Origin of the sequence: Kitasatospora sp. NPDC048239 (assembly GCF_043202015.1) — a bacterium.
GTDB lineage: Bacteria > Actinomycetota > Actinomycetes > Streptomycetales > Streptomycetaceae > Kitasatospora.
Genome location: NZ_JBICZP010000013.1, coordinates 69,610 through 82,910 on the forward strand (window position 1 = coordinate 69,610; position 13,301 = coordinate 82,910).

Consider the following 13,301-nt stretch of genomic DNA (forward strand, 5'->3'; position numbering starts at 1 on the left):
CGGTCGGCGCTCTCTCTCGGTGACCGTTCACCCACCCGGAGCATGGCTCGGGTCCGCGGCCCTGCCGATCGGGGGGTCGGAATACGACCATCGTATTGATGTGCCTTAAAGTCCGATCCGGTTGAATTGTTCCCAGAAATCTCCCAGGAACAGTCGGTCATCAGCAGAGGGGAGGCGCCGGGTGGGCGCCCAGCAGAACAGGAGCCCGTGGCCGGGCACCCTGGCGGTCGGCGCCGCGCTCGTCCTCGGCGCCTGGATGCTGCACGACGGGGGCCAGAGCGGGCTCCCGCCGGCCCCCGGCGGCGGCCAGGCCCTCTCCGGCTTCGCCCCGGTCTCGGTCGTCCCCCCGCTCGGGGCCTCCGCCCCGACCCGGATCCGCATCCCGGCCGTCAAGCTGGACGCGCCCGTCACCGGCCTCGGCCTGGACCGCGACGGCCACCTCCAGACGCCGCCGGAGACCGACCGCAACCTGGCCGGCTGGTACCGCGGCGGGGCCACCCCCGGCCAGCGCGGCACCGCGATCATCGCCGGGCACGTCGACAACCGCAACGGGCCCGCGGTCTTCTACCACCTGGGCGCGCTGCACCGCGGCGACCGGATCGAGATCGCCCGTGAGGACGGTGCCACCGCCGTGTACCAGCTGTACGCCATCGAGGTGCACGACCGGAAGGACTTCCCCGACGACCGGGTGTACCGGCAGGCCGCCGACGCGCAGCTGCGCGTCATCACCTGCGGCGGCGGGTACAGCGAGGAACGCGGCTACGAGGGCAACGTCGTCGCGTACGGCTTCCTGGCCGACACCACCCGGCCGGGGAAGGGCGCATGAGTACCGTTTCGCTTGCCGTCACCTGGAACCCGATCGACTGGTCGCTGATCCACGGCCCGATACCGCGCGCCGTCCTGCTGGCCGGCTGGGGATCGCTGCTGGCGCTCGCCGTCTCCCGCGGGCGGCCCTGGTGGAACCGGCGGCTGCCGGCCGCCCTGGTGCTCGCCGCCGCCCTGACCAAGCTGGTCGACGTCGCCGTCGACGACTGGTGGCACCCCTTCCCCGAGGGGCTGCCCCGGTACGTCATCTGGTGGATAGCCTGGGCGGTCACCGGCTTCTGCCTGCTCGGCTTCCGGGTGCCGCGGCTGGCCCGCCGGGGCCGGGTGCTGGCCGCCGTCGGCGCCGCGCTGGTGCTGCTGATGGGCGCCTCGCAGGTCAACCGGGGCTTCGAGCAGTACCCGAGCGGCCGGGTCATGCTGGCGCCGTGGCTCTCGCACACCCAGGAGCTCACCACCACCAAGGAGGCCAGCACGGTGTCCGCGCCGCCCGGCAAGGTCCTCGCCGACGTCTGGCACGCGCCGCCCGGGCTGCCCGCCAAGGGCACCGTCTCCAAGACGCCCATCCCCGGGGTCAAGTCCGGCTTCAAGGCCCGGGACGCCTACGTCTACCTGCCGCCCGCCTACCAGGCCAGCCCCCGGCCGCTGCTGCCCGTCGTCGTGATGCTCGGCGGCCAGCCCGGCGTCCCCGAGGACTGGGTGCACACCGCCCAGCTGAACGAGACGCTGGACGCCTTCGCAGCCGAGCACGACGGCCTGGCCCCGATCGTGGTGATGCCCGACCAGCTCGGCTCGACCTGGGCCAACCCGCTCTGCCTCGACTCGAAGATCGGCAAGACCCAGACCTACCTGGCCGAGGACGTCCCCAACTGGGTCCGGCACAACCTCCAGGCCTCCGAGGACCGGCGCTCCTGGGTGATCGGCGGCGCCTCCATGGGCGGCACCTGCGCCCTCCAGCTGGCCGTCAACGCCCCCCAGGTCTACGGGGTCTTCCTCGACATGGCCGGGCAGGAGGAGCCCACCCTCGGCAGCCGCGCCGAGACCGTGAAGGCGGCCTTCGACGGGGACGAGGCCGCCTTCACCGCGGTCAACCCACTGGACGTGATGTCGCGCAAGCGCTTCCCCGACACCGTCGGCGCGATCGTGGTCGGCGAGAAGGACGACGACTTCGTCGTGATGCAGCGCAGGGTCTACGAGGCCGCGTTGGCCGCCGGAATGACGGCCAAGTTCGATCTGATGCCGGGCGGGCACGGCTGGGTGGTGTTCCGGCCGAGCATGGTCGCCCAGGTGCCCTGGCTCGCCCAGCAGACCGGGCTCACCCGGTGATCCGGCTCGGCCCGGACCCGCGGCCGGTAGTCGACCAGGCCCCGGTCGCCCGAGGGCCCGAACCCCGCCCCCAGCGGGCCCGGCGGGCCGCCCGGGTGCTCGCCGCCCGGCTGCGCGCCGCGCCGCTGACGCTCGCCATGCTGGCCGGCCTGTGGGCGGTCGGCGGTGCCACCGGCAGTCTGGCCGGCGGGCCGTCCGACCGGCTGCTGGCCCACGTCGGCGTCGGCGTGCCCACCCTGGCGGCGGGGCACTGGTGGGCTCCGTTCAGCTCGCTGTTCTGGTGCTCCGGCACCGGCTCGTACGTCTTCACCAGCCTGCTGCTGCTCCTGGTCGGCCCGGCCGCCGAGCGCCGGATCGGCCGGGTCAGGACCGTCGGGGTGCTGGTCGGCGGTCAGCTGCTCGGGACCCTGCTGGGCACCGCGCTGGTCGAGGCCGGCTCCCGGGTCGGCGAGCAGTGGACCGACTCGGTCGCCGACCAGACCTCGACCGGCCCCGGCGTCGGCCTGTTCGCCCTGGCCGGGGTGCTGGGCTACCGGCTCACCGTGCTCTGGCGCCGCCGGCTGCACCTGCTGGTGGTGCTCGTCCCGCTGGTGATGACGCTGTACGTCGGGCACCTGCAGAGCGTCCAGCGGTTCACCGGCGCGGTGATCGGGCTCAGCGCGGGCGCGCTGTTCCTGCGGGTGCGGCCGTACTCCCGCCAGCGCCGGACCTCGCACGCCGAGGTCCGGGTGCTGGTCGCCCTCTGCCTGGTCGCCGCCGCGCTCGGGCCGCTGCTCGCCTCGCTGTACGACAACGCCAGCGGGCCGTTCAACACCTTCTCCGAGATCTACCTCTCGCACCGGCTCACCCCCGAGGAGGTCGCGGACTTCTGCGCGGGATCGCCCCACGACTGCGCCCGGGCGCACGCCGTCGAGCGGATCTTCGACACCCCCGCCCGGCTGATGGCCGCGCTCTTCCCGGCGCTGCTGCTGGTCCTCGCCGAGGGCCTGCGCCGCGGCCTGCGCTCGGCCTGGCGGATCACCGTCGCCACCGAGCTGCTCTGGACCGCGCTGCTGGCCTGGCTGTTCGTCGGGACCCGCGCCGGGACGGGCGACACCGTCCAGTACTTCGTCGAGGCGCTGCTGCTGCCGCTGCTCACCCTCGGCCTGCTGCTGACCACCCGGCACCGGTTCGGCCTGCGGCTGCAGGGCGTGGTGGTCGTCCGGCTCGCCGCCGTCCTCGGCGGCGCCCTGCTGCTGGCCGGCGCCGCGTACGCCGGGCTCGGCATCCTGGTGGCCGACCAGTTCGAGCCGGGTGCCACCTTCCGCGGGATGCTCTCCGGGCTGCCGGCCGAGTTCCTGCCGCCCGCCTACAACGACCTGATGCCGGACTACCCGATCGCGGTCGGCCCGGTGGCGCGCTTCCTGGAGACGTACTGCGGGCTGGCCTTCTGGGCGGTCGCGCTGTTCGCGCTGCTGCTGGCCTTCCGCCGGCCGGTGCTGCACACCGACGCCGAGGACGCCGCCCGCGCCCGGGCGCTGCTCACCGAGCACGGGGGCGGCACGCTGTCCTTCATCACCACCTGGGACGGCAACCACTACTGGTTCGACGAGGACGGCCGGGCCGCCGTGGCCTACCGGGTGCTGTCCACCGTGGCGCTGACCACCGGCGACCCGTTCGGCGAACCGGAGGCCCGTCGGCGCGCGGTCGCCGGGTTCGCCCGGTACTGCGACGCCCGCGGCTGGACGCCGTGCTTCTACAGCGTCACCCCGGACACCCGGGCGGCCGCCGAGCAGCTCGGCTGGCGCTCGCTGCAGGTCGCCGAGGACACCGTGGTGGCGCTGCCGGAGCTGGCCTTCACCGGCCGCAAGTGGCAGGACATCCGGACGGCGCTGAACAAGGCCGGCAAACAGGGCATCAGCGCCGAGTGGTGGTCGTACCACGAGGCGCCGATCGCCCTGAAGGACCAGATCCGCTCGATCTCCGAGGAGTGGGTCTCCGAGAAGGGCCTGCCCGAGATGGGCTTCACCCTCGGCGGCCTGGAGGAGCTGGACGATCCCGCGGTGCGGGTGCTGATAGCCGTCGACCAGGACCGCACCGTGCACGGGGTGACCAGCTGGATGCCGGTGTACGAGGCGGGGGAGCCGGTCGGCTGGACCCTGGACTTCATGCGCCGGCGCTCGGACGGCTTCCGCGGGGTGACGGAGTTCCTGATCGCCTCGGCCGCGCTCGGCTTCAAGGAGGAGGGGGCACGCTTCCTCTCGCTGTCCGGCGCGCCGCTGGCCCGCTCCGGGCAGGGCGGGGACCCGGGCGGGCTGCAGCGGATGCTGGACTGGATGGGCCGGGTGCTGGAGCCGGTGTACGGGTTCCGCTCGCTGCTGGCGTTCAAGGCCAAGTTCCAGCCCGAGTACCGGCCGATGTACATGTCCTACCCGGACCCGGCGGCGCTCGCCAGCATCACCCGGGCGATCGGCAAGGCCTACCTGCCGCACCTCACCGCGGCGCAGGGGGTCCGGCTGATGCGCCGGCTGTCGCTGTGAGCCGACGGGGGCCGGACCCGGCGACCGGGAGCCGCGGGGCGCTCCCGGACGCCTGACGCGCCCTGACGCGGTCCGGTCGGGCCGGGCGTGGGCCGGCTCGGACATGCCCTAGCCGAGCAGCTCGGCGAGTGCGCGGTCGGCGTCCAGGTGCAGGTGCTCCTCGCCCTCGGGGACGAGCAGGCGGCTGTGCCACAGGAACCGCCGCAGGGCGGTGGTGTCGAACTGGAGCAGCGCGGTGCCCTCGGGCGCGCGCAGCTCGACCATGGTGCGTCGGCCCAGGGCGGGCCGGATGTGGACGTCGCCGACGCCGGAGGGCAGCTCCATGCCGGCCGTCAGCAGCTGGCGGGCGAAGACCCACTCGATGTCCTGGCCGCCGCCCTCGGCGCACGCGGGGCCGGCGGCCGACTCGTCCAGCGAGAACTCGGCCGGAAAGGCCATCCGCACGGCGAGCGGGTCCTCCGGGCGGTACCGCAGGGTGACCCGCAGCCGGATGGAGCGGTGGGTGGTGATGATCAGACTGGCGTGGACGGTCTGCTCGACGGCGGGGGTGTGCACGGCGGTTCCCTTCGGCGCGGTGAGGCCGGTGGCGGCTGTGGAGGGTGGGGCGGCCTCACCTCGGTGAGAGTGCGGAGGGTGCCTGGGATTACCCGGTTTTCCGCACCCGTGGTGGTGACCTGCATCACATCGGTTTCCGGCCGCATGGGCCGTCCACGGGTCGAGCCTGGCGGCCCCAAACCTGCTCACCCGGTACGCTGGACCGGTTGTCCGATTGCCGCCCGACCGCGGGCCTGGGCCGCTACTACTGCCCTGACCTGCGACGATCCCCCCTCGGAGACCGTGAGTACTGCCGCCGCCTCCTCGATGCCGCTCTTCTCCGACGCAGCCGAACCGCATGCGCCCGTCCGGGCCGCCGGCCATGGCGCGTCGGCCGCTTCGCACCACCTGTCGCCGGCCTTCCCCGGCCGCGCCCCCTGGGGTACCGCCGGCAAGCTCCGCGCCTGGCAGCAAGGGGCGCTGGACACGTACATCGAGAGCCAGCCGCGCGACTTCCTCGCGGTCGCGACCCCGGGCGCCGGTAAGACCACCTTCGCGCTCACCCTGGCCTCGTACCTGCTGCACAACCACCTGGTGCAGCAGATCACCGTCGTCGCGCCGACCGAGCACCTGAAGAAGCAGTGGGCCGAGGCCGCCGCCCGGATAGGCATCCGGCTGGACCCGGCGTACTCCTCGGGCCCGCTCTCCCGGGACTACCACGGCATCGTGGTCACCTACGCGGGCGTGGGCGTGAACCCGATGCTGCACCGCAACCGCACCGAGGCTCGCAAGACGCTCGTCATCATGGACGAGATCCACCACGCCGGTGACTCCAAGTCCTGGGGCGAGGCCTGCTTCGAGGCCTTCGAACCGGCCACCCGCCGGCTCGCGCTGACCGGTACGCCGTTCCGCTCGGACACCAACCCGATCCCCTTCGTCCAGTACGAGGCGGGCGGCGACGGCATCCGCAAGTCGGTCGCCGACTACACCTACGGCTACGGGCACGCGCTCGCCGACCACGTCGTCCGCCCGGTGATCTTCCTCTCCTACAGCGGCAACATGCGCTGGCGCACCAAGTCCGGCGACGAGCTGGAGGCCCGGCTCGGCGAGCCGATGACCAAGGACCTGATCGCCCAGGCCTGGCGCACCGCGCTGGCCCCGCAGGGCGAGTGGATCCCCAGCGTGCTGCAGGCCGCCGACCGCCGGCTGAGCGAGGTCCGCAAGGCCATCCCGGACGCCGGCGGCCTGGTGATCGCCACCGACCAGAACACCGCCCGCGCCTACGCCAAGATCCTCCGCGAGATCAGCGGCGAGAAGGCCACCGTGGTGCTCTCCGACGAGGCGGAGGCGTCCAAGCGGATCTCCGACTTCTCGGCGGGCGACTCGCGCTGGATGGTCGCCGTCCGGATGGTGTCCGAGGGCGTCGACGTGCCGCGCCTGGCCGTCGGGGTGTACGCCACCTCGATCTCCACCCCGCTGTTCTTCGCGCAGGCCGTCGGCCGCTTCGTGCGCGCCCGCAAGCGCGGCGAGACGGCCTCCGTCTTCCTGCCGACCATCCCGACGCTGCTGGGCTTCGCCAACGAGATGGAGCTCCAGCGCGACCACGTGCTGGACCGCCCGAAGAAGGAGGGCGAGGGCCTCTTCGACGAGGAGGACCGGCTGCTCGCCGAGGCGGAGCGGGCCAACGACGGCCCGGACGGGGCCGGCGGCGACGAGTTCTCCTACGAGGCGATCGGCTCCGACGCGGTCTTCGACCGGGTGCTGTACAACGCCATGGAATTCGGCATGCAGGCGCACCCGGGCAGCGAGGAGGAGGAGGACTACCTCGGCATCCCGGGCCTGCTGGAGCCGGACCAGGTCCAGATGCTGCTGCAGAAGCGCCAGCACCGGCAGATCCAGCGCAGCAAGGCCAAGCCCGCCGAGGAGGCCGACCTGCTGGAGCTGCCCGCCGAGCAGCGGCCGGTCGTCACCCACCAGGAACTGCGGGAACTCCGCAAGGAGTTGAACGCGCTGGTAGCGGCCTGGCACCACCGCACCAGCCAGCCGCACGGCACCATCCACAACGAGCTGCGCCGCCAGTGCGGTGGCCCGATCACCGCTCAGGCCACCGCCAACCAGCTCACGGCGCGGATCGCCCGAATCCGGGAATGGGCGAAGTAATCGGACGTCAGGCGGTTATCCGGCGGCGAACCAAGGTCATATGACATTCAGGTATACGTGAAGGATTTGAAGAGACAGTCGGTGTGATGATCGGCTAGTGTTCCGCGTGCCGCGCCGCCTCCGGGCCGTCGCTGCTGCGCGTCTCCCCGACCCGGGCGGGCGCCGCAGCCCCCGGTGAGCCGGGCCGGCGACCTCACCGACCCGAGGGGGCGACACCCGTGTCGCCACCCCCGGACATGCCATCACAAGGAGCACACCGAACGTGTCGTACCCCCCCTACGCCCAGCAGCAGCCCGAGCTCTCCGACAAGTCGAAGGTCGTCGCGGGGATCCTGCAGATCCTGCTCGGCAGCCTGGGCGTCGGCCGCTTCTACACCGGTCACATCGGCATGGGCATCGCCCAGCTGCTGACCTGCGGTGGCCTCGGTATCTGGGCCCTGATCGACGGCATCCTGTTCCTCACCAGCAACGACCGCACCGACGCCCAGGGTCGTCTGCTGCGCAGCAACTGACCTTGCGTCCCCTGCGTGCGGCACGCCGCCCCGGCCACGACGGCCGGGGCGGTTTTGCCGTGCCCGCCCGGCTGCGCACGGCCGCCCCGCCGCTGGGAGTGCTCGCCGGGGGCCTGGCCGGCGCCGGCTACCTCTGGTCGCGCGATCCGCACCTGCCCGGCCAGGTGCTCCCGTTCTGCGTGTTCCGCAAGGTCACCGGCCTGCAGTGCCCCGGCTGCGGCGGCACCCGGATGACCTACGACCTGCTGCACGGCGACCTCGCTGCGGCCTGGCACGACAACGCGGCGCTGCTGCTGGCCCTGCCGCTGGTCGCCCTGCTCTACCTGACCTGGCTGCGGCACGGCCTGGCCGGGCGCAGCTGGCGCCCGCCGCTCGGGCGGCGCGGCACGGCCGTGCTGCTCGGCACCGCCGCGGGCTGGGCGGTCCTGCGCAACCTGCTCTGACGATCCCGGCGCTCTGTCACCGAACGATCACCCCCCTCCACCCAAGGTGTCCGAACTTCGGACTGTGCTCGAACTTACGCACTGATGAACCCTGGGAAATAGTGCTATTTGCCCGGATTTGCCATGCCCGCTGAAATCGATCATGACCGAATTTTGGACAAGCACTTCCGCAGCGACAATTCCTTCACTACCTTTCCCACACGCTCTCCCGCCGGGTAACCCCCCGCGAGACGGGCGCCGCAGGACCGCCAGGGCGTCAAGGACGACACACCGCGGCCCGAGCGCGGCCACCCGCCTGCGCGCGACCCCCTGAGTCCCGGACCGGCGCCGCCGTTCCGCGACAGCCGCGGAAAGGAAATGCGCGTCGTGACTGCAGAGACCTCCCAGACCCTGGACCGTGGAGTCCGGGTCCTCAAACTCCTCGCCGACTCCGAGCGCGGGCTCACCGTCACCGAGCTGGCGGCCCGGCTGGCCGTCAACCGGACGGTCGTCTACCGGCTGCTCGCCACGCTGGAACAGCACGGCCTGGTCCGCCGGGACATCGGCGGCCGGGCCCGGGTGGGCCTGGGGGTGCTGCGCCTGGCGCACCGGGTGCACCCGCTGCTGCGCGAGGCGGCGCTGCCGGCCCTGCGCAGCCTGGCCGAGGACCTCGGCGCCACCGCCCACCTGACCCTGGTGGACGGCAGCGAGGCGCTGGCCGTCGCGGTGGTCGAGCCCAGCTGGACGGACTTCCACGTCGCCTACCGGACCGGCCTGCGGCACCCGCTGAGCGAGAGCGCCGCCGGGCGGGCGATCCTGGAGGCGCGGGGCTTCCCCGGGCAGCGCCGTCCGGAGCAGGGCTTCGTCATCACCCGCGCGGAGGAGCAGTCCGGGGCGTGCGGTGCGGCCGCCGCGCTGCTGGGCCTGAGCGGGATCGAGGGCAGCGTCGGCGTGGTGATGCTGAACGGCCTCGTCCCCGAGCGGGTCGGCCCCCGGGTGGTCGAGGCCGCGACCGAGGTCGCCGACGCCCTGCGGTGATGCCCGCCGCGGGGGCCGGGTGTGTTTGGATGCCTCTGTGCCCGACCTCAAGCTGCCCAAGGCCTTGACCGCCCCCCGCACCCGCGCGCTGGCGCTGTGCGGTGCGCTGGTCGCCGCGCTGTTCGCAGTGGCGGCCTTCGTCCCGCTGCCCTACACGCTCACCTGGCCGGGCGTGACGGCGGACACCCTCGGCAGCTACCAGGGCCGGCCGGTGCTCACGGTGACCGGCGCGCCGGTCCGGACCACCGACGGCGAGCTGCGGATGGTGACCATCTCGGCGACCAACCCGGGCGAGCGCACCACCTTCTGGCGCTCCGTGCAGGCCTGGCTCGACCAGGACGAGGCGATCCGGCCGACCGACTCCGTGTACCCGCAGGAGGACCCGGCCAAGGCCGAGGAGGTGACGGCCCAGCAGATGGCCCAGTCGCAGGACAGCGCCACCACGGCCGCGCTCGACTACCTCCACCTCTCGCCGGACCAGGTGAAGGTGAAGGTCGACCTCGGTGACATCGGCGGCCCGAGCGCCGGCCAGATGCTGGCGCTGGGCATCGTCGACAAGCTCGCCGGGGACGGCAAGGGCGGTGACCTCACCGGCGGGCTGAAGATCGCGGGCACCGGCACCATCGACGACCAGGGCAACATCGGCGCGGTCGGCGGCGTGCCGCTGAAGACGCAGGCGGCCGCCCGGGACGGCGTGACGGTGTTCCTGCTGCCGAAGGACGAGTGCACGGACGCCAGGGTCAACACGCCCGAGGGTCTTCGGCTGGTCCCGGTCGGCACGCTGGGCGAGGCGGTCTCCGCGCTGGAGGCGCTGAAGAGCGGCGGCAGCGTCCCCGGCTGCTGAGCGGTCGCGACGGAGGGCCGGGCGTGCCCTGTCCGCCCGGCCGGCCGGGCCGCGTGCCCGGCCCGAGGAGTGAGGGAGGCGGTGGCCGCCGGGCCTTAGAGCCCGAACGCCACCGCGGCGAAGTCCTCGCTCAACCTGGTCCGCAGCTGGGCGGCGATGGCGGCTAAGCGGTGCGCCTGGGCCATCGGCAGGGAGAGCGAGACGGCGGCGATGCCGTTGCCCGCGACGATCGGCACCGCCGCACCGGCCGTACCGAGCGAGTACTCCTGGTACTGGGTGATCGGCGCCGCCCGCTGCGGTCCCTGGCGGGGCAGCATCGGCAGGTGCGCGGGCTCCCGCAGGGTGTACGGGGTGAGCGCCACCATCGGGTGGCGGGCCAGGTAGGCCCGGCGCTCCTCGGCGGACATCAGGGCGAGCAGGGTCTTGCCGGCCGAGTGGGCGTGCGCGCCGGACCGGAACCTGCGCTCGTCGATCAGCGGGGCGCCGGGGGCCGCCACCGCGTCCACCAGCTGCACCTCGCCCTGCCGGTACCAGCTGAAGTAGACGGCCGCGGACAGCTCGCCGGAGAGCAGGGTGAGCAGGCGGTTGAGCCGGTTGCGGCCGGCTGCCGGGCTCTCCTCCCGGGCGAGCCCGGCGACCGCGGGGCCGGTCAGGTAGCAGCCGTCGCGGCGCTCCAGGTAGTGGTCGTGCACCAGGGTGCGCAGCAGGTGGTAGGCGGTGCCGAGGGCGAGGCCGGTGTCGCGGGCGAGCTGCTTGGCGGTGGCTCCCTTCGGGTAGCGGGCGGCGGCCTCCAGCAGGCGCAGGGCGCGCTGGGCGGAGGCGATCAGCGTGGACGGGGCGTCCGTCGCGGAGTCCGGGTCGAGGAGCGGGCTCATCGGGCGCCCTCGCGGGGGCGGCGCGGGAGCCCGGGTACGGGCAGGTGGTCGGACAGGAGAACGTTCATGGGGATGATCTTCGGGTCGCACGGGCCGCTGGCATATGCCTGAACTGACGGCGGGTCGCGCCGCGGGCCCGACCTGCCGGCCCCCGCCCGCGGGTCGCCACTACTCGGCCGCCGCCTGGTCCACCAGCGGCAGGATCCGGTACGGCACCGGGTTCTCCAGCGCGATCGCCGTCGAGGACCGGACGATCCCGTCGAAGCCGACCACCCGGTCGATCACCCGCTGGAGGTCCGCGTTGGAGCGCGCCACGATCCGCACCATCATGTCGCCGCGCCCGGTGATGGTGTGCAGCTCCAGCACCTCAGGCACGGCCGCCAGGTGCGCCCGCACGTCCTGGCCCTGGCCCTGGGAGATCTCCAGCGTGGCGAAGGCCGTCACCGGGTAGCCGAGCGCGGCCGGGTCCACCTCCGGGCCGAAGCCGCCGATCACCCCCTTGGCCTGGAGCCGGTCCAGCCTGGCCTGCACGGTGCCGCGGGCCACCTGGAGGCGGCGCGAGCACTCCAGCACGCCGATCCGGGGCTCCTCGGCGAGCAGGCGGATCAGCCGGCCGTCCAGGGGGTCGATCGCATCGTTTCCGCCGCCCGCAGATGTGCCGGAAGGTCCGTACACGGTAGGGGAGTTGGGTGAGTCGGGGGCGCTCGGGGCGTGGTCGGGGGGTGTCACGGGCTCCGTCCTCCGGTAGGCATTCTGTACAGCGGTGCGGCCGATTCTCCCGCCCCGGCACACAGCTTGACCAGGAGGAAACGGAACAGTTGCGCGGCGGTCGGCCCGGCGCCACCCTCCAGCCACAACCCCGTGCACCGGGCCCCACACCGGGCGCGAGGGAACCGTGTGGTCCCGTACGCCTACCGGGAGGGCCGTCATGACCGACACCGCCGCCGAACCCGTCCTGCTCACCGCCCCCCGGGAGGAGCCCGACCTCGTGCCGATGGGGCACGCCGACGCGGTGGTCTTCGCGGTCGGCGACGCCGAGCGGGCGGCCCGCCGCTACGCCGCCGCGCTCGGTCTGCGCTGTATCGCCTACGCCGGACCGGAGACCGGTGAGCCGGAGACCGTCTCCTACGTCCTGCGGGCGCCCGGGACGCGGATCGTGCTCACCTCGCTGGTCCAGGTCATCGGCCCGCGCGGCCGGGAGCTGGCCGCCCACCTGGCCCGGCACGGCGACGGGGTGGTGGACCTCGCGCTGGCGGTGCCGGACGTCTACTACGCCTACGACTACGCCGTCGACCGGGGGGCCGGCCCGCTCGCCGAGCCCTACGAGGTGCACGACCGGTACGGGACGGTGGTGCTCGCCGCGATCGGGGTGCCCGGCGGGACCCGGCACACCCTGGTCGACCGCTCCGGCTACGCCGGGCCCTACCTGCCCGGGTACCTGCCGGTCGAGCACTGGTGAGCCGGGCGGCCGGCGGGGCGGTGGGCCGACGGGCAGCCGGCCGACGCCTTGCGGGTCTGCGTCCGGTGCGTCTGCGCGCGGCGGGCCGTCGTCCGGTGCGGTTACGTCCGGTGCGGTTACGTCCGGCGGGCCGTCGTCCGGCGGGTCAGCGGACGGCGGTGGTGACGTCCGGCGGGTGGCCGTTCCAGGCGACGAACACCGAGTTGGCCTGGTCGCCCTTGGTGAAGTCGATCCGCATCCACTGGTCGCCCTTCCACGTCTCCATCTTCCAGCCCGGATCGGGCGTCGCGGAGACCAGTGACGCGTTGTCCGGGCGGATGTCCAGCGCCACCTTGCCGCCCGGCACCAGATAGCTCTGGATCGAGGAGGTGGTGGTGGCGGTGGCCGGGACGGGCCGGCGCGAGGAGGTCTGGGCGGCGGGCGGCGACACGGTGCGCTGGCCGCCGGGGGAGGCCGAGGACGGCGGCGCGGGGGTCGGCGCCGACTGGGGCGAGGCCTGCGCCTGGGCCGACGGCGCCGCCGGCGACTGGGCGGTGGAGGGCGACGGCGAGGGGCGCGTCCCGGTGGAGGCCGGGGACGGCAGCGGCAGCGCCGTCGGCTGCTCGAACGCGGCACCGGTCAGCACCGTGTGCACGCCGAGCCAGGACAGCGCCACCGCCGCCCCGGTGGCCGCCGCCCAGGCGCCGAGCTGTACCAGTCCGTTCCGCATCGTGCGCACATCCTGCCGTACTCCGGGCCTCCGCAGGTGGGCACCCCCGGTATTGAGCAGGGAAGTTGCACAAATCCCCCAA

At 73.6% G+C, this 13,301-nt stretch carries 13 protein-coding genes; 9 read left to right on the forward strand and 4 right to left on the reverse strand.

The window, feature by feature from the left end; translation table 11 throughout:
• Positions 1-256 precede the first annotated feature (256 nt).
• The 3 genes from ACGFZP_RS29075 to ACGFZP_RS29085 are packed head-to-tail and all read left to right on the forward strand — an operon-like array spanning position 257 to position 4,667.
• On the forward strand, positions 257-826 hold the full coding sequence (locus tag ACGFZP_RS29075; RefSeq protein ID WP_392939015.1) for a class F sortase: 570 nt from the start codon (positions 257-259) through the stop codon (positions 824-826).
• Complete coding sequence (locus ACGFZP_RS29080) at positions 823-2,148, forward strand: alpha/beta hydrolase (protein WP_392938784.1); 1,326 nt, start codon at positions 823-825, stop codon at positions 2,146-2,148. Before ACGFZP_RS29075 ends, ACGFZP_RS29080 begins: the two co-directional genes overlap by 4 nt.
• Positions 2,145-4,667 (forward strand): bifunctional lysylphosphatidylglycerol flippase/synthetase MprF, encoded by a 2,523-nt coding sequence (locus tag ACGFZP_RS29085; protein WP_392938786.1) that lies wholly within the window; start codon positions 2,145-2,147, stop codon positions 4,665-4,667. The genes ACGFZP_RS29080 and ACGFZP_RS29085 overlap by 4 nt, the downstream gene beginning before the upstream one ends.
• A gap of 108 nt (positions 4,668-4,775) precedes the next feature.
• On the opposite strand, the gene ACGFZP_RS29090 is transcribed toward ACGFZP_RS29085, so the two are convergent.
• Positions 4,776-5,222, reverse strand: a complete 447-nt coding sequence (locus tag ACGFZP_RS29090) for an SsgA family sporulation/cell division regulator (RefSeq protein ID WP_392938788.1) — start codon at positions 5,220-5,222, stop codon at positions 4,776-4,778.
• A 306-nt stretch (positions 5,223-5,528) separates the two neighbouring features.
• Between ACGFZP_RS29090 and ACGFZP_RS29095 the strand changes: the two genes are divergently transcribed.
• The 5 genes from ACGFZP_RS29095 to ACGFZP_RS29115 all read left to right on the forward strand — a co-directional run bounded on the left by ACGFZP_RS29095 (position 5,529) and on the right by ACGFZP_RS29115 (position 10,176).
• The gene (locus ACGFZP_RS29095; RefSeq protein WP_392939017.1) at positions 5,529-7,361 is read left to right on the forward strand and encodes a DEAD/DEAH box helicase; all 1,833 of its coding nucleotides are present in this window, start codon (positions 5,529-5,531) and stop codon (positions 7,359-7,361) included.
• 262 nt (positions 7,362-7,623) lie between these two features.
• Positions 7,624-7,872 carry a TM2 domain-containing protein gene (locus ACGFZP_RS29100; RefSeq protein ID WP_392938790.1) on the forward strand — a complete coding sequence of 83 codons (249 nt, stop codon included), beginning with the start codon at positions 7,624-7,626 and terminating at the stop codon, positions 7,870-7,872.
• A 2-nt stretch (positions 7,873-7,874) separates the two neighbouring features.
• Positions 7,875-8,315, forward strand: a complete 441-nt coding sequence (locus ACGFZP_RS29105) for a DUF2752 domain-containing protein (protein ID WP_392938792.1) — start codon at positions 7,875-7,877, stop codon at positions 8,313-8,315.
• Positions 8,316-8,681: 366 nt separating this feature from the next.
• Entirely contained in the window at positions 8,682-9,332 is a 651-nt protein-coding gene (locus tag ACGFZP_RS29110; RefSeq protein ID WP_387946270.1) for an IclR family transcriptional regulator, read from the forward strand.
• A gap of 37 nt (positions 9,333-9,369) precedes the next feature.
• Positions 9,370-10,176 carry a S16 family serine protease gene (locus tag ACGFZP_RS29115; RefSeq protein WP_392938794.1) on the forward strand — a complete coding sequence of 269 codons (807 nt, stop codon included), beginning with the start codon at positions 9,370-9,372 and terminating at the stop codon, positions 10,174-10,176.
• Between the two features lie 95 nt (positions 10,177-10,271).
• On the opposite strand, the gene ACGFZP_RS29120 is transcribed toward ACGFZP_RS29115, so the two are convergent.
• The gene (locus ACGFZP_RS29120; RefSeq protein ID WP_392938796.1) at positions 10,272-11,051 is read right to left on the reverse strand and encodes a helix-turn-helix domain-containing protein; all 780 of its coding nucleotides are present in this window, start codon (positions 11,049-11,051) and stop codon (positions 10,272-10,274) included.
• A gap of 168 nt (positions 11,052-11,219) precedes the next feature.
• The gene (locus ACGFZP_RS29125; protein WP_392938798.1) at positions 11,220-11,726 is read right to left on the reverse strand and encodes an Lrp/AsnC family transcriptional regulator; all 507 of its coding nucleotides are present in this window, start codon (positions 11,724-11,726) and stop codon (positions 11,220-11,222) included.
• Between the two features lie 253 nt (positions 11,727-11,979).
• Between ACGFZP_RS29125 and ACGFZP_RS29130 the strand changes: the two genes are divergently transcribed.
• Positions 11,980-12,510: a VOC family protein gene (locus ACGFZP_RS29130; RefSeq protein WP_392938799.1), complete on the forward strand. Its 531-nt coding sequence runs from the start codon at positions 11,980-11,982 to the stop codon at positions 12,508-12,510.
• A gap of 145 nt (positions 12,511-12,655) precedes the next feature.
• Here the strand turns inward: ACGFZP_RS29130 and ACGFZP_RS29135 are convergent, their stop codons facing one another.
• Positions 12,656-13,219, reverse strand: coding sequence for a hypothetical protein (locus ACGFZP_RS29135; protein WP_392938800.1), 564 nt, complete (start codon positions 13,217-13,219; stop codon positions 12,656-12,658).
• Between the last annotated feature and the right edge of the window lie 82 nt (positions 13,220-13,301).